The organism is Bacteroidales bacterium (genome assembly GCA_014860575.1).
In the GTDB taxonomy this organism is placed as follows: Bacteria; Bacteroidota; Bacteroidia; order Bacteroidales; family JAAYJT01; genus JAAYJT01.
In genome coordinates, this window is the sequence record JACZJK010000028.1 from 1 (window position 1) to 17673 (window position 17673).

Genomic DNA, 17673 nt, shown 5'->3' on the forward strand with positions numbered 1-17673 from the left:
CGGTAGGGGTATTTCGGGGGATTGTCAGCCTTGTAATGTTTGGGTTAGATGGGAAAGGCTTGGGGTTAGTATGTGCCTTGCGGAGGTCGGCAGCCTTTTATTAGCCTGGGTGGTTGTTCTGGGGGTGAGCTTTGGTTTGAGAAGTGTAGGGACATTAGGGACAGTAGGGTCTGTGGGGGTTGAGTGGAATGGGTTGTTATGGCTATGAAGGGTTGAGTTTGGTGACTTAAACCTTTGAAGAATGGAGGCAGGAAAGCTCAGTGGTTTGGGGAGTGGGTGGATAATGTGCAAATTATTCTATATTCCAAGCGGCAATGCAATGGCCGCTTAGCGGAGTGCTGATCTTCCTTGCTTCATATATTTATAAATCAATTCAGATGTTTCTTTCGCTGTTAAATCTGTCGTATCAATTTGTAACTCGTATTCGTGTTGGTATTTTTTAGTGTCAGAGTTTAGTTTTTTACAAATCTCAAAATCTTTAAACTTGTCGTCAGATCTTATATCTAAACGTTTTTGAATTTCATTTTCTGATGCATAAAGTCCGAAAATAGAAATTTTCCAATCTTTACCCACGCTAATCAATTGTTCATAATAAGCATGAATTTTATCTCCGCTAAAAGTGTCAACTACAATGATTGGTTTAAGTTGTAATTCATAGAAGCTCGTTATCAATTGAATAGAAATATTTAAAATATCGACATGCTCTTTTTGGTTAGTCCAATCAACAGAAATCACCATCGAACGTAAGTTGTCAATTTCCATTCGAACTCCACGAGGAAAGTATTTAGCCAATTCCTTTGCAGTTGTTGACTTTCCCGTAGCTGGAGCACCCTTGATGATAATAATATCCGAATCCCTATTTTGCATTAGTTATAGATAATTTCCGGAATATTACAAGCCATTTCTTTACATGGGAAATTACATGTTTTCATGAGTTTTGAAACCTCTGTTGAGCGTTTTTTACAAAGAATTTGAATTATATCTCCCTTTTCGATGTTTCCTAAAGGTTCTTTTGCTAAAGGTATTCTTCTATGGTCGAAACACTTTACCACATCTCCATTTGGGTAAATGATAATATTTTTCCTTGCTGCACAAGCAACTTCATTAGAGGTAGTCTTTGGAGTGTTTGTCGGGTTATGCCACACTCCACCAAAATCAAGGTATGTTTGTGTAGTATGTAAAACACCTAGTTCTTTACAAAACCGTTGAATACTTTCAATTTCTGATTCTGATTCAGAAGCAATAACTGATTGAATTTGCAAATTCTTGCCTAAATAACTTTTTGATAACTTAATATTCTCCATTACTTTCTCAAATGTTGCCTTGCCTCTGAAATCAGTCCATTTGTTTTCATTAATTGTATCAATTGATATTACTAATTTATGCTTAAGCTCCGCGTAGCGTTTTAAGAAATCTGCAGTAATTAATACCCCATTCGTAAAAGTTAATAACAGAATGTCATGATTTCTAGATTCCTCTGCTATTTTCAAAACATCATCTGCAAAAAGTAATGGTTCTCCACCAGTTATTGTTACTTGATACAGATTTTCATTCAACATTTTTAGGCAGTTAATAAAAACAGAAATATCAATATGCTCATTATCTGGTTCGGGTGTTTCCCAAATACCACATTTAGGACATCTTTCATTACAACGTTTTGTAATCATATAAATTAATTCATTACCCTTAATTCCATAAAATCTACGAATCGGAGTTTTATACCATCTGTAGATACTCCATTCAATGGTTTTCATAATAATTAACGGAATGAAATAATACCATTTTCCAATTCTCTTAGCAAAAGGTTCGATTTCACCTAAATAATCACTTATTACATGGGTAATACTGGGTTGATTCGCTCTTCTTCTATAAATTAAGCTCATATGCGTTTCCTGAATAAATTGATTCTGAAGAGTCCCAAAGTAAAACCGTATGTCCTTCGTATAATGTGGCACTTGAACTCTTGTATTTTTTGAATAGATTGACAAAACGTCTAAAACCTGTCAATGTGCTTTTATAGCCGAAGTCGTGCCATAACTTCGCTTTAGGACAAAATCCAATTTTATATTTACTTCTCATTCTTAAACAAAGGTCAACATCTTCACCTGCAGCCGTCGGAAAACGCTCGTCAAATGCAAAGTCTTCTGCTACAAATGATTTTATCCCAAAATTCAAAGAAGGCATATACCATAATTCCTTTTTATCAGGAAGCAACCACTTGCCATTTAATGTTCCATTAATATCATGGTAGTAATCATAAAGTGTTTTGCCATACGAAAAAGTCATTCCTCCAACGGCAGCAAATTCTGTTTTTTCAAGGAAGTCAGACATTTGCTCATTCCATTGAAAATCTAAAATGCAATCATGGTCGGTGAAAAAGATATGCTTTGCATTTTGAGAAAGGGCCTTGTCAATACCGACATTCCTTGCTTTTGCTGGTCCACCATTTTCAGTAAGTCTTATATGCTCAATAAAAGGGATATCCAACTTATACTCAAATGGACTAAAATCATCAATCACTAGAACTTTCTCAAATTGAAGTGTTTGATTTTGAACACTCTCAAGTAATCTTGTTAGGCAATTAATATCCCATTTCGTTTTTATGTAACACGGTATTATTAAAAAATTCATAAATACTGTCTAATCTGTTTATTTATTGCATTGTGGTTTTTTATACTTACACCCAACTAGTAAATATCTGTATAAAGTTGTCACTTTAAAATCTGGTACCGGTTGAGATTAGGCTGGGTGTATGTAAAGGGTCAGTAGTTTTCTGCAGCCGGTAATTAATAACTATTGTTCTCGCACTGTTGAAACGCAACACTAAGGAATGTTGCAGGTTCGCAGGATTTTATGTTCTGGCACTGTTTAAGCAAAAAAGGGAGTTGCATTTTGAACATGCAACTATGTGCGCAAAATTATGGCTGGTTCTGAAGCCAGGCGAATTGTTTTCTTTGCGTTTTGTTAACAGCTGGATAATAGAATTAATATTATAGGAGCAAATATATAAAAATGGATGAGTAGTGCAGATATTTAGAAAAATATTTCAGTTTGGAAAGTTATTGTGGAGTCATATGATGGGGTGCATAGGTGAAATATGCTTTCTAAGCCTAAGCTTACATATCCAATTGTTGCTTAATAGATTTCAACATCTTCACCATAAACCCCGACTCAAATGCATTCATCAGCGCACCTTCACAAAACCTGTCGTTGCGGACGATGGCAGTGATGATCTTGCATTTGGTGGGAATGTCAATGGTGTTGAAATCGAAATCCGGATTTCTTGCCATTTCTCTTCCTTCATCCCATGCTGCCCAATTAAAATCAATGATGATGGGCATTTCATAAGCTATATCGAGGAAGCGGTCAATTAGCGGCACATTAAAGCATATAGGCAGGGTATATTCTTCTTCACCAATTTTTTCCGGCCCATGATATTCTCCGAATTCTTCCGTTTTTTCAATCTCGGGAATCAAATCCAGCAGTGGCTTCCAGTCCTCTTGTGTGAAGGCATTAATTCTTTCGATGTAGTTTTCCGAATTGAGAGTCATGATTGTTTGCTCTTTTTGATATTCCAGCTTATGCAGTTCATTAATCCACCCTTCAGTCCAATTTCATTAATTTCTACAGGTTCGATAATCTTGTCAGGAAAGACTTTTTTGATTACATCAAGTGCAACCTGGTCCTTGTTTCCCGGAATTTCAAAGACCGGAAACAATATCAGATTACCGACTTCAAGGTAATTCACATAGATGCCAATGGCTGACAGCGGTTCGCCTTTATACTTCTTATCAAACCAGGGCATTTCAACATACTTCAGCCCGGATTCCCTGATCATTCTCCTAAATCCGTCCTGCCAGTAAAGGTATTCATACTTTAACTCATTAACCAATAAGGTCTTGCTATCTATGAACCACACATGACCATCGGCATGGCCCGTTTCGTCGGAGCTAATAGCCGGTATTATTAGAACTTCGGCTTGCAATTGTTCTTCTAGCCTTTTGATGAGCTCATTCTTTTCAATATCAGGATTATCTTTAAAAATCCGGTTGGTCATGATCACTTTATCAGAACCACGAATTACATTCCCACCATCCAGGATAATGTCCGAAAGTTCAGCTTCAATTTGGTTGGCCTGCAACACTTCAAATGGCCTTGTATGTTTCTCAGGTTCTTGATGGAGATAGGCCGCATCATAGCGGAACTGTACAAACCGGTTCACATCCGTTTGTACTGGCATGTAATCCCTACACCAGATATCCCTGGTTCCATCAAGTGTTTTGTAATCAATCTTGTGTTTATCAAGAATAGATTTAATCCTCTTCCAGCAGTCCGGGTATTTTTCTTCAATAAGCCCCGAAAAGTAAACAAAATCAGTTTTTGCGTCGGTAATCATAATGCTGCGTTTTTGGTTAATGTGCAGCGAAGGTCAGGTGGATTTAAAGGGGGGTCAAATTTTTTAACACTTTTTAACTGGAATTACTAATGATTGTAATTCAGTATGTTAACTACTAACTTTCTGGCTTTTCAATCGTATACGTTCTTTTTCCGAATTATTAACATGTTTGTTATCCCAAGTTTCAAGGCTCGTATAATATCTGTATAAAGAATCTCTGAAATCATTTCCCGGATATTTAGAAAGGCCTTGCCTGAATGTCTTAAAGATTTTCACTTGTTCTTTTTTTACATTGGGAGTCAAACCAAACTCCTGTTGCATATTTGTGACAGAATTCAGATTAATAAAAATTGCTGTCAAAACCCTTTTAGGGCCATTCACATTGTAGTTGTTGGATTTTAAGCCTCTGATTAATATGCCTCCATCACTATCATCTGTGGCAGGGAAGGTTATATCCAACCCTTGCAAATGAAAACGCCAGCGACCTTCAGGATAATTGTGTTCATGTGTTGCATTGTCTTCATGAATCTGTTCTTTAAAGAAATAGAACTCAATTTCAGTAAAAGAAAAAAATTCATTGTTAACTTTTAATTGCCAATTGGTCATTAGGTCAATGGCGATTCTATCAAAAGATTTCTGGATAGATTGAACACTATCAGAATTTAAATTTAAGTTTAGATGTTCCATGAGGATGAATTAATATTTAACTATAACGAGTGCGCAATAACTACTAAACTAGAGTTAAAAATATTTCTCTCATTATAACCCGAAGGAATTTTAAGGAGGTTTAAAATATGTGCGATGCTTAAATTTTGTTGAGGTTAATTCCTTTTCCAAAATCGGCTAAACTTGTTTTGTCTGCATCAGTGATCACACCTCTTGCAATGAGTTCATCGAGTAAGTCTTTGTTACTTAGGTCTTCAAATGTGATGTTACTGTATAACAGTTGTATGCTCATCTTACTGGCAAGTTCAAAAGCTTCGGGCCATCTGATGTTGTGAATAATTTCATTAGCCTTATTTTCTGCAACTCTTTCGCGATAGGTTTTGTCTGATTTTAAGAATAAATCATTATCAGAAATCTGCTTTGGATTTTCAGTATAAAAGGTAATGAGCTCACTGAGTAGGTTGTTTTTGGTTTCTTGAATCATATCGTCGATTTTCTGAATAAGCGTGGCCGAAATTTTGACTATATCCTGCTCAAGTTCACGAATTTCTTTTTCAAAAGCCTCCTTTTTTTCAAGCTCTAACAAATTCTCTTCACGAATTTTTAAAGGCACAAGATAATACTCACGTAATATTTTGATTTTTATTTTGATGTCCTCTAATTCCGGGAAGATTGCTTCTTCATCCCCTGGATTAAAAAGATTCAGTTTGGTTTCCAAGCGCTTGCGCAAAGCGGCATCATTTAGTGGCAGGGCTTTTTTAGGTAGCTCAACTTTCTTTGCCTGGAGATTCGCCCCATGAAAGAAAAGTTTAACATACTGAAACTTTGTAGCATAATATTCAACAATGCGCTTATAATCTGGCCTTAAGGGAGGATTTGCTTTCAGATCTGCACTAACAGTCTGAAACATATGTTCGTTAAGCTTATTTGTTGAGATGATTCCGGGAGACTGAAATTCCTTTTCGACATCTTTAAAGCGAATGCTTTCGTCGATGATGGCATTGGAGAGAAGATCTTCTAAAGTGCTTTTTTCAAATGGCTTAAAAAAGTGATGTTTGAGCCTTACAATTGAAATTGGATCGATGCTGATGGCATTGATTGTTTCTTTTTCAGCTGGAATCAAATAACGGGATTCTATGAAGAGGAAGTAGCCAATATCATCTGTAATAATAAAAGAAACCCTATTATCAATAATATTCTGGCAGTTGTAATTATTGAGGTTTGATTTTTCAAATGCCTCCATTTCTCCGTAACCCTGGCGGAATGTTTCGGGTGAAAAATCAAGGCCGATGTTGATGGAAACTTTTCCATTATGTTTGGCATACAAAGAATGAATGGCCGCCAACATCTCAGGATGAATGAGAGGCATTGTAAGGAAAAGTTCTTTTTTGGTTTGAAGAATAAGGTTACAGAGGGTTGCCTCGTTAAAGGATTTAATATAGCTCATATCATCTCTTCATTATTGTTTATTTCATCTTCTGCATAATGGCCTTCTTCTTCTGTGGGAATGCCTCGTGGAATTGTTTTGCCCATGGCTTGCTCAATTTTCTGCAAAATTCTTTCTTTACGATCGTTATAAAAGCTGTAAAAATCGTCAGATTCCAGAAATTGAATGTTTAGGAGGTGAGATTCTACTATCCCAGTAAAAGTTTCGTAATTCACACCGGCACGTTCCATTAAACGCTTCAGATATTTTGATGGAGCATCGCCACTTACAATCCGGTTTGTTCTTCCGGAAAGTGGTGTTTTATTGATTATGCTGTCAGAATCATTTCCTGGAATAGCGTTTTCAGGTTTCTGACACCATGCAACGGGGAAAATATGATGCACATCAATTGATTCAGAAAAGTAAGTGCTCATGATTATTTGCGATGCAGAAAGCCAATCCTTTGCATTGTTGCTCAGAATTAATGCATAAACGCCTTTGTATGCTGCGCTATTGCGGGTTCTCAGGGTTGAGAGCCTTGATGGAGAGAAGTTTGCTTCGAAAACTGTTTTCGGTTCTTCCCTATTATTGAGTATCCAGTCAATCGCTTGTACAACGTCCAGAGCGTAGCGGGTTTCGTTTGCTCCACCATACAATTCGCCAAATACCCCGCACCAAAACCATTGCATCAGCTTTTGTTTGTAGCCTACATTGTCAATATGCTCTTTGAGGTAAGCTAAAATGGATGACAGCGGAATTAACTGTGTAGTGTATGGAAGGTCGCGGGCACTGAAGATGTTGTTTTCGGTCAGAATTTTTGAAGCCTTAATAAATCCTGCTACTACGTCATCTCTGTGTTTCAAATAATCCTGAAGGCGAAGATTTAGCATCTCTTTACGTTTTGCACTTACTGCAGGCAAATTTTCTGTTTTACCCAAGGCAACTTGATCAAGTCTTCGTTGAAAAGTAGAATAGAGGGTTATCGCCTGAATCAGATCTGTATTGCGGGTTGATTTTAGCAAAGGGAACCCATTGAGTTTCCCTTTGACTTTTGCCCAATCTTCTTTTAAATCGAATTCTTCCGAGGCAAAGGAAGCTGTTAAAAGTTCGAAAACCGTTAGTGAAACACCACCGGTATTTACTTTTTCAAACACTTGACATACAGCTTCCTTAGGATTTTCCTTTTTCATGAGAATAACCGGAAGCTGATAACCTGTGAAGCCTTTTATAATTTTTCGTTCAAAGTCGTTCCAGAATTTGATTTTATCCCGGTCGTAATCCCAGTATTCGGAAAATTTCGTTCTCCAATCGTCATATTCGTCAACCATACAAACGGGATACATCAGGTTTTTAAATTCCTGTTCTTCGGTGGTAAGGTCAAGGATAATATCCCGGCCGATGTTTTCGGTAATGATTTTTCTTTCGTTTATTGAGAAAATCGCTTCTTCCAGGTCTGTATCCGGGTCTAAGGCTTTTGCCATATCAATGTAATACCAGCGCTTGATTTCATAGTTCTTGGCATTTTTTGTAGTTACAACCTGGTTTGTGATGATGGCCTGATAAAGAGAGGTAATCCGTTGCTGACCATCCAGAATCAGCATTTCCGGCTTTATGCCATTGTTTGGGGCCCCTTCTACGGGCTTGGTTTTGAAGCGTATGCTTTCGTTGCCGGTTTCCAGCAACATGATGGCGCCAATTGGAAAAGATTTGGCGACGCTGGCAATGATCCCTTTGATGCGATTATCATCCCACACCCATCCGCGCTGGAAATCGGGCAGTTGGATTTTCCCTTTGTGCACATCTTTCAGGATATCGTAAAGGTTTGTTTTGGTGGAGTCGAAAGTTTCCATAGTTGTTTGAATATAAGTTGTTTAATGTGCATTGATTTTTTCAAATAATTTTGTAAACCGCTTCCTTTCATCACTCAACAGATGATATGCTGAGCATTCTGGAAGACTTGAATACTTATTTATCATGGGATAATATGTTTGATCAATCCCGCTTGCTTTGCAATATCCTGCATAAACTTCGCTAGCGGTCGTTTATTGATATCACTCACCTGTTTGTAATTGGCCAGGAGTAGCCATTCTATTTCGTCTTCGGAAGCAAATAGGCGTTCCCCATTATGTTCTAGATTCATTAAAGCCTCTTTGCCACCATTTCTATATGCATAAGCTTTCAAATAGATCTCCTTAACAATATCTATGTGGCGCTTATAAATGTTTTCTATTGCTGTGAACCTGTTTTGATTACGGACACGTGGTTCATCCGTATTAGACATACTGACATTTATCTCATTTATTGGTACTAATGCTCCCTGAAGCAATCTGTTGTGAGCATCCTGATTAATCTCAAAGTGTGTCAAGGACTGAAAATCTTCATTGAAGGGATGTACAAGTTCATCCAATGTAAATGTTTCTTTGCTTTTACTCTGATTGCATGAAGCGCAAGAGGGTGTTAAGTTGTACAATGAAATACTCAAATAAGGATACTTGTTCTTTGGGAAAAAATGATCAAATTGAAACCTAGCCAGATTCTTGTTGGCATTATGTACAACCAGTGTGAATTGTGCGTTGCAATACAAGCATGTTTTGATGTTGAGGTAGTAGGCTAGTTTCACGAGCTTGTTGCTCCTTAATCTCTCATAGCTGAAAGCATCAAGAATTTTACTGCCGACAGAACTTAATCGGGCTCCTTCTCTTCGTGTAACGATATCTTGCCAACCATTATCAAGAAACGTTTGAGTAATATGATATAAGCCTCGAGGTGGGGTTTTTATGATACTTTCAAAATTCTCAATTAAATAGTTAAGCAACTCCCTTTCCTTATCTGTTTCAAATACCGGATCTAATAATAATGCCTGAAGCCTAAATAATGGGGATTCGTAACGTCCGCGCACTACGAATAAATCAGTGTAATAAAGCTGTTCAATATCAGCCCACTGTCTTATTACACCATCCATGCCTTCAGATTCAAGAACTTGTTTCATTTGTACTAATTGTTTTGGCGTTTAAGCTTATCTAATTCATCCTGCAGGAATGCCCGGCGGCGGGCATTATCATCAAATGCAACTTTTGATAGCAGAAGTTCATAGAGCCTTTGCCTGATCATAGGCTCCCCTATTATTCCAATACGCAGTTTATAGTTTTCAACAGAAGCCACATCAGGATCGTTTAGTTGCTTAATTTCATTCATCAACTCAAATATTTTGATTTTAGCAAACTCACCGATCAGACCTTGCTGTAGAAAAAATGCATCAGAAAATAAAGTATGGATATTTGCACCAAAGGTTTCTTGCATATCGAAATTATGAACATTGAAGATTGCTTCTTGAGTCTTCTTCAGGAAAATCAAATTACTTTTTGGGAGGTCCGACACAACAAAAGGAGAATGTGTTGCAATAAATAATTGAATCTTGGTGTCCTGAAAGTAGGTGCCATCAGAGAATAAATAATTTAGAAACTCATTGAGGTAATAAATATATTTGCGTTGCCATTCCGGATGAAATCCAATTTCGGCCTCATCAAGTAGTAAATAAACAGTTTCAAAAACCTTTTGCGTTTCATACTTGTATTGCTTAGATACAAGCTCTTTGGTATAGTAAAGGCGAGAAAAAAGGTCAAGAAATGCCTTTTCCCCGCTACTCAAATCTCTCCAGTCTATTTCTAAGAATCCATATTGGGTGTCAATTAAATCAAATGATTTCAAGTATGCTTCATAATTTGTTATAATTTCGACAATGCGTGTTTCGTTGGACACAATTATAGAATAGTTGATTTCTTCTATGCCTACATCAACCTGGGAATCTATTAATGAAAAAATTGTTTCGATGAGTGAAGTAACTGGCTGCTTATCAATAATTATTTGCGAATTAAAAAAATGCTTTACTGCATCGAAAATGTTAAGCATTTTCAGTTCTTCAATTTTCACCTTAGACCAGTTTCCATAATATTGACCATCATTAATGTTGTAAAAGAAGTTAGCTATCAGGGCATCAACGAACTTCAATTTGCATTTCAAGCGATTACCAACTTTAAGAGACTCATTTTCTTTTTTATTTCTTGCACGATTGATAATGCCATGAATTTTGGTGTACTCTATTCTGATAGTGTCGAAAAAATATTCAAATATTTCTATGTCATGGGGGGAAATGTCATTTGATTCTTTAATCCCAGAAGTTCTTACCTGCGCAAAGGATATAGTCATTCTTTCAGGTGTTCTAAAATCAATCTTGTCTAACAATCCCGATTTTACTAGTTTAAACTGCCTTAGTGTGTTTTTATGTTTATGGATAAAAAGAAAGTCCTTATCTGGTATTGAATCCCTCTCAAGTTCTACGTCATCGCTTATTATACAGTTCGTTGACAAATCAATATAACTTTTTGAATATGAATATGGATAGCCCTTTAAATCGAAGATACCAGAATAATAAATCACCAGTGTTGGTGTAAGATTTTCAATTCTATCGATCTGAGGAGAAATTAGATCAGTATTATAAATCTTCAAAGTAGTAACACTAATTTCTGCAAAATCACAAATTACCTTCACTGACCATTCATTCGTGAAGCCTAAATAGTTGTTGTTGCCACTATCTCCATAATCATATAAAGTATGGTATATTTCCAGGACATCTTTACTTTTAAAAACAGCTAAAAATTTATCACTGTAGCTTGTGTAGCCTGTTAATAAACGCTTAAGAAATTCAAAGAAAGAGGTCTTTCCTGTACCATTTTCGCCAATGATGCCAATAATATTTGAAATTCTTGGTGAAAAAAGTTGTAAGGAGTGTTGGTTTGGTTTAGTAATGTTTAATTGTAATTCTCTTTGGTCATTGCTAAAGTTAGAAATCGAGAAGTGAAATTCTCCCCCAAACGAGACTTCTTTATGCTTACCCAATCGGGAGCAATCTTCAATTAGTAAATAGAGCAGTTCCATAATCTGTTATTTTACTGACTAATCAAATCCCAATAAATTCATCAACCTCCTAGATGTTTCACTTGCCGCAATGTCGTATTTTTAAAAGTCTTCCATTTCCAATGGCTTTCCAAAAAACGCGATCGAACAGAAAACCTATAATGTTTTGCCTTCATCCAACAACTTTAAAAACACTAAACCCTTTTGTGTTATCCTGTACTTCTGTTTTGAGCTTTTGGCTTCAGGTTCAGTCCATTCGACTAACTGATCGGTTTGTAGCCTGGACAATATTTTCTTTAGTTGCCCTGATATTGATTTTTGCCCAAGCGCTTCTGAAAGTTCTTTTGTTGATGAGGTTTTCTCTTTTACCAGTCTTAATATCTGTCCATACAGCGACTCGTGCTGTAACTCGTGCTGTAACTCGTGCTGCAGCTCCTGCTGTAACTCCTGCTGTAACTCCTGCTCCTGCAGGTAATTTTTCTTTAAGAATATAACCCGGAAAGCCAATCCGGGCTCTTTCCATTGAAACTCTATTTCAGGATACTGCTGCAATTCTTCTGCTATCAGTTTTAGCCCATTGCCCCATTGCTCTATAATACCAAGCCGTTTGAATACCGGCGCCAGTATCTTATTTCTGATATCAGACTGCCCGGCCAACATCTCATTGAAATCAACTGTTGGGGGCAGTGTTCCGGGACTGGTAATCTCAATCTTGTCGTTAAAAATGGCAATTTTAATATCCTTTCCGGAGAGAGAATAATCCCGGTGGATCACTGCATTACGAATTACTTCACGAATTGCAATTACCGGATATTCCCAGCGGTCATTCCTGTAAACACCCGAATAGTCGGTGGAGCCTTCTGAAATATGGCGCAGCACGAACTGATAGGCTTGCTCTGGCTGCAAAGCAAGGTTCACATTGATGGTTTTCTGATCAATGAAATTCCCGGGAGTAATTCCCTTAAACCTTGCACATTCAATTTTTGCAAACGGGAAAAGCTGTTGCCTTAGCTCATCATCCGATAACATCAACATGGCGATGGTTGGAAGATGCTTATTTTGTTCGGAGCGGAAAAGTTCCAGTTTCTTTAAAACCTGACGCGTAAGTTCTTCGCCCGTTTTCTCAAGGAATAGCTCTTTAAACGATTCAATATTGACTTTATCAATGGTTTTGGTAAAAATCAGTTCACTGTCGAATGAAATGCTTTGTTTTTGCCTTTTCAGCTCTGCAATGATTTCACTGGAAGCCAATCTGTTGCTTGAACCCACCCGAATATATGTACCTTCTTCAAACTTCGCATTCTTAAGGTGATATGGAGGGGCGCTTCCTTTAAAAATTACAACCTTCACAATGAATTTCTCATCCTGTCTCAAAAATGAAATCTCAGGAAGAATAACCGGCTCGCATAGGTCATGAATAATATTGCTGATCCTTTCTTCAGTTTTGATTAGCATATCCTCTTCAATGCCAATTACCTGACGGGGATTATCCTGAATGCCAATGTAAATTGCACCGCCGGCGTCATTTGCAAATGAAATAACCGTTTTAGCAATATCTACTCCCGAAGCTATTTCTTTTTTAAACTCAAGTTTGCGGCCTTCAGGCTGCTGAAGTATTTGGCTGATTTTAGACATAATGCTTTAAAATAGTTTATTTACTGCTTAAACAAATCCCCATATCCTCCATCTGCTTCATTAACATTGGTTTTGGGTTTCTTGTATTCTTTCCCTTTCCAAAACCATTTGCTCACCTCCTCGGAGATGGCTGTTCCTTTCTGTTCCTAAAACTTCCTTACGGTTTCTTCTTTGTGTTTGCCTTCGCGGGCTTCCTGCTCAAAGAGTTGATGGTTTACTTACGTCAAAGGGCTGCACTTTTCAAAAGGCACAATCTTTTTTCTCATCATAGCTTTATTTTCCGGTTTGAAATGCCTGGATATTTCCTGAGTTTTTTCAAAGTAATCATTACTGCCATCTTTACGATCATGGTAGTAGATTTTAATGTTTGAGCATTTATCGTGTTCAAATATGCTGTTTAGCAGAACCCTGTCAGATAGACCGCATGAATGACCCATGATGTAAATAACAAAAGGATCGGCTTCAACAAAGCGCATAAGTTGCAGATAATTAGTAGTTTTTAAATAGTGGAACGACTTAATGTGATCTAGAAAACTATTGATATTCAGATTTTCAAGTTTCGGGTAGTATGGATCCATTTCATCCCCATAACCAAAAATTACAGGATTAATCTCAGAATTGATCAATCCGTGTATGTTTACTACATTCGTCCTAGAATTGCTCATGTCGAGATCGTGGGCGTACAAATCTAGCGTATTTGTGTAATTGAAATTCAGAAGTAGGGTATAAGGCGGATTTACAAGTTTGTTTTTGTTGCGTTCTGGTTTAATAATGCCTTTTAAAGTCTTGGAAATAAAAGGATTTCTTTTATTCTCATCAATTGTTAGAGTTGACAGATATTGTTCAAGTAAACTGATGATCGCACTAAAGCATCTGTTAAGGCTTTTTGCTGAAGCTTTAGCATCTATATCATACTTGGAGAAGTTTCTTTCATAATCACGATAAATTGAGACCAGGTGACTATAATAAAAGTATTCAATATCAACCCAATAACCATTTCGCATGTCTTTTAATAGGCCGTCGACGAATTCTGATTTGGGATAAATATTGATATTGCGATTCTTAAAGCTTTCAAAGGCGTTACTAATGGAATTAAACGGTTGATCGCCCGTAAGAAAATAGTTTCTTGGAAAGCTTTTCACAGCACAAATGTCATCTTCATATTCAAGGTTATTGATTAACCATTTTCTGGTTTTATTTAAATACCAAAGCATGAAATCCGCATAGCTTGTTTTAAGCTCGTGCGCCAGATCGAAGCCATTGCCAATTATAATTAGATTATTCATGAAAATGTGTTGTGCTTATTAATCACGATTTGAAATTCATAAATTCTACTCCATTACAGGCAATTCATCCTTTTTTGGTGGATTGCTGACCATTAAATTAAACTCAAGCACCAGGTTTTGAAATTCTGTATAGGCAGTTTCATTAACATGTATCTGCACATATTTGATATAGGGCTCAAATTTTTCATAGATCTTTTTAAGTTGCTTGCCTGACATTCTGTAGAGAATTTCCTTGTCAAAAACATCGGTGTGAATTCCTACCGATATGTGCTCCAATAAACCTAATAATAATCTAACTTTTTTGAGAATTTCAGGGTTTTTAATAATGACATTAACAATATTCGCTTTTTCGCCTGCTGCCTGTATTAGAATGTCAAGATCATTTCTTGTATCATGCCATTGAGGCCGGACTTTAGCAAGGTAGTCAAAAGTTGCCTGCTTTCTGCGACGAGAATGATCAGCATTTAATGATCTTCGTAAATAATAGACCTGGCTAATTAGAATAAGCAGGGTAATGAATCCCACCAAAAGTGTAAAGAATTCGAAAATGGAAAGTCCTAGAACCAAATTAAGGATAATTAATTTTTCCATGATTGATAAGATTAGGTTTCAAACTACTTTAGTATGAATCTATTGCGATATGAATGTGTTTACAGTTTAATAAGATTAGAAATTTAGTGATTGCTTACATTTCTACTCCTTCTTCAAAAAAGGTGTTGGCACCTGGGGCAATGCCAGCCATTGTGCAATCTTATTGTATTCTTTGGCTATGTCCTGGGCTATGCTTATCCCCTTGCCGATGCCTTTCACGGTTTTGTGTAAACGTGATTTTTCATCGCCCATACCTTCAACAATGCGCTTAAGCCGTTGTGCAATGCCTTTTTCTCTGATCTCTTCTTTGTCCGTTATATCTTTTACCTCTTTGAGTATTTCGGCTGTTTCCTTTAATTCTTCAGCATCTTCTTTGTTACCCTGTTTTTCAAGCCGGCGGGCTAAATCATTTAAATTGCCTTGTAATTCAATGTTGCAGTTTTGAAAGTTGAAAGTGTTGATATCGCCAATCTGGCCAGCGCCTCCGATTGCGCCAATTTCGCCGCCACTCATCGTAACGTGATAATGCGTTTCAGTAATATTATAATTGATTATTGTTGGCTTCATGGGAATTCTGGCATCGGTACGCCAATCGTAATAGGGAATGTCTTTTTTGCTCAAAGTTGCAATTTCCGGTTCAGGAAGCCATAATTCCTGACGCCGCGTCTGGGTTTCATCAATTACTTTGTAGCTCAGTTCAGGCCGTTGCGATTTGTAGCTCTCAAAAATGTTGTTTAGCGTTTCCCTGATCATGCTGATGAAATTGGTTTTCTCAATTCCTTTCACCGAAACGCTGATCGTTCGATCAACTTCCCTCACCAGGGCAGTGCTTCCTTTTCCATCTTCAAGAATAACCCCAGTTTTCCAGATCAGGTAATTTCCCTGTTCTTTCTTTATCTGCTCATTGTGCCTAACTATAAACCTTGAAATGGTGTTGGGCGGCAAGGGCCTGTCGGCTTCATATTTCATCTTGAGGCTTGTTTCCGGCTCGAATACAGGCAAACTGGAAGGCTGATCCTGGTTGAGCAGGTGGGGGATGATCAGACCCTTGCCTTCTGCGGTTTCATAAGCCAGTTCATAATGTTTGATCAGATCAAACAAAAATTCATGCTTGTTTTTGGGAAAGCGTTGCTGGTCCGCATCGTGAAAAACCTTTTCAAAACACTCAAGGGTGATGTCATGCCTTTTTTCATTGTTTACCCAGTTGATTACTTTATATACCCCCTCGCTGATCCATTCGGGATTCAATACCAGGGTGTCGTATTTCTCCATGTCTTTGTACCACAAGCTGACACCTAAAGAATGTAAAGCGCGCAATAATTCTTCCGGGTCATTTGCCTGATTTTTACTTGCAATTTCAAGGAATTCAGTTTTAGTGATATGTTCTGTTCCCTGTTGCTTCTCTTTCTTTTTGAAAAGGTCTTCAAGGTCTTCTTTCACCGCATAATAGCTTTCAGGTATCTGTTGTTTTTCCCAGGAAGGATTGTTTTTGATGTACATTGCGACCTCTTCCCTGAATTCCAGCAGTTTATCGGTGTCCGCACCAATATCGAAAAAATGAAGCCCGGCTATCCGGTATTTTTCCTTTAGAATATTGATCGGTATTTCAATTTTGTGCTCATCCCGCTCATTTACAAGTATGATTGCTTCGGAATCACCGCCAAAATTCATCATGTGGTCTAGCCAATATTCGAGTCGATTCCTCACTTCGGTACGGCCATCGTAGACGATGATGTATAGGCAACGTTCCGACAGAAAGAACTGATGCACAGCATGTGTAACTGTGTGCCCTGCAAAATCCCAGATTCGCACATTGATGTTCTCTTTTTCCAGTTTCCATAAGGAAGTGTCTACACCGGGAGTACTTTCTTCAGGTGTGGTCATGGCGGCATTGGGGTCTTTGAGCTTCCTTGCCAGACAAGTTTTACCCGAACCTTTTTCGCCAAGAATAATGATGCGGGCCTCATTTAGCCGCTTCGCTCCTTTGGCCAATTCCTCCATGTATTTACTAACAGCAGCCGCTCCTTGTACTTTAATGGATTCAGGCACATTGATCCTCCTCTCAAGTTCCTCCCTGTCCATCTCAAAATTGTTCTCAAATATCCCTTTGTATAATTTAGCCCAGTATTCACATCCTTCATTTTTGAGCGCTTGTTGGAAGTTATCCCATACAATGCCATAAGTACTGGTGGATAATAAGGGCTTTTTGTTAGTTTTTATCTTTTTAAGATCATCCAGTATTTTAGATTCAAAGCCCATGTTTTTTATTTCGGCGGTGCAGGCAGCGGTGTAGGCGGCATCGTAGGCGGCATCTTTGGAGGCGTGGTAGGCGGGTAAGAGGGCGTAGGAGGCAGCGACTTTGATGGAGTAGGTGGCGGCGTTGGCGGCGGCGGTGGCGAATACGGCGGCGGCGCCGACGGCGGCGGCGGCAGCGGCGTTGGCAGCGTTGGTGAATACGACGTTGGCGTCGACGACAGTGTTGACGGCGTGGTATTCGTCGGGGGCGCTGACTGCAGCGATGGAGCAGGCGGCGGCGCTATTGGAAATGTCCAGTGCGTTAAATACAGAGAAAAGATGTTTTTGTCTATATTCTTTTGTCCAATAATCAAAATGACCGTTACTTCCGAGAAAAGGTAAGGCGCGCACAGCACAGCGCCAGACAAATTCTCTCTGCTGTTTTTCAGTAAGGCCTTCTAATTCTTTACGAACTTGCTCTAAAAAGTCCATTATATTAGTGTTTTAATGTTTGATTTTAAATT

The 17673-nt window shown here is 38.0% G+C and carries 14 protein-coding genes; all 14 read right to left on the bottom strand.

The genetic code is table 11. The features are described from left to right. Positions 1-327 precede the first annotated feature (327 nt). Positions 328-867 carry an AAA family ATPase gene (locus IH597_07435; protein MBE0662283.1) on the bottom strand — a complete coding sequence of 180 codons (540 nt, stop codon included), beginning with the start codon at positions 865-867 and terminating at the stop codon, positions 328-330. Then, positions 867-1883 (bottom strand): radical SAM protein, encoded by a 1017-nt coding sequence (locus IH597_07440; GenBank protein ID MBE0662284.1) that lies wholly within the window; start codon positions 1881-1883, stop codon positions 867-869. The genes IH597_07435 and IH597_07440 overlap by 1 nt, the downstream gene beginning before the upstream one ends. Next, positions 1867-2631 (bottom strand): glycosyltransferase family 2 protein, encoded by a 765-nt coding sequence (locus IH597_07445; GenBank protein ID MBE0662285.1) that lies wholly within the window; start codon positions 2629-2631, stop codon positions 1867-1869. The genes IH597_07440 and IH597_07445 overlap by 17 nt, the downstream gene beginning before the upstream one ends. A 485-nt stretch (positions 2632-3116) precedes the next feature. Continuing rightward, positions 3117-3551: a hypothetical protein gene (locus tag IH597_07450; protein MBE0662286.1), complete on the bottom strand. Its 435-nt coding sequence runs from the start codon at positions 3549-3551 to the stop codon at positions 3117-3119. Continuing rightward, on the bottom strand, positions 3548-4396 hold the full coding sequence (locus IH597_07455) for an agmatine deiminase family protein (protein ID MBE0662287.1): 849 nt from the start codon (positions 4394-4396) through the stop codon (positions 3548-3550). Before IH597_07455 ends, IH597_07450 begins: the two co-directional genes overlap by 4 nt. Positions 4397-4504: 108 nt before the next feature. Beyond that, the gene (locus IH597_07460) at positions 4505-5083 is read right to left on the bottom strand and encodes a hypothetical protein (protein ID MBE0662288.1); all 579 of its coding nucleotides are present in this window, start codon (positions 5081-5083) and stop codon (positions 4505-4507) included. Positions 5084-5201: 118 nt separating this feature from the next. Beyond that, positions 5202-6431, bottom strand: a complete 1230-nt coding sequence (locus IH597_07465) for a hypothetical protein (protein MBE0662289.1) — start codon at positions 6429-6431, stop codon at positions 5202-5204. A 74-nt stretch (positions 6432-6505) separates the two neighbouring features. Continuing rightward, positions 6506-8338, bottom strand: coding sequence for a DUF262 domain-containing protein (locus tag IH597_07470; protein ID MBE0662290.1), 1833 nt, complete (start codon positions 8336-8338; stop codon positions 6506-6508). 122 nt (positions 8339-8460) lie between these two features. Further along, positions 8461-9477: a hypothetical protein gene (locus tag IH597_07475; protein ID MBE0662291.1), complete on the bottom strand. Its 1017-nt coding sequence runs from the start codon at positions 9475-9477 to the stop codon at positions 8461-8463. A gap of 5 nt (positions 9478-9482) precedes the next feature. After that, the gene (locus IH597_07480; GenBank protein MBE0662292.1) at positions 9483-11423 is read right to left on the bottom strand and encodes an AAA family ATPase; all 1941 of its coding nucleotides are present in this window, start codon (positions 11421-11423) and stop codon (positions 9483-9485) included. Positions 11424-11558: 135 nt separating this feature from the next. Further along, positions 11559-13037 (bottom strand): putative DNA binding domain-containing protein, encoded by a 1479-nt coding sequence (locus IH597_07485; protein ID MBE0662293.1) that lies wholly within the window; start codon positions 13035-13037, stop codon positions 11559-11561. Between the two features lie 218 nt (positions 13038-13255). Continuing rightward, positions 13256-14323 (bottom strand): hypothetical protein, encoded by a 1068-nt coding sequence (locus IH597_07490; protein MBE0662294.1) that lies wholly within the window; start codon positions 14321-14323, stop codon positions 13256-13258. Between the two features lie 45 nt (positions 14324-14368). Further along, positions 14369-14914: a DUF4760 domain-containing protein gene (locus IH597_07495; GenBank protein ID MBE0662295.1), complete on the bottom strand. Its 546-nt coding sequence runs from the start codon at positions 14912-14914 to the stop codon at positions 14369-14371. Between the two features lie 102 nt (positions 14915-15016). After that, positions 15017-17641, bottom strand: coding sequence for a hypothetical protein (locus IH597_07500; protein ID MBE0662296.1), 2625 nt, complete (start codon positions 17639-17641; stop codon positions 15017-15019). Positions 17642-17673: the final 32 nt, after the last annotated feature.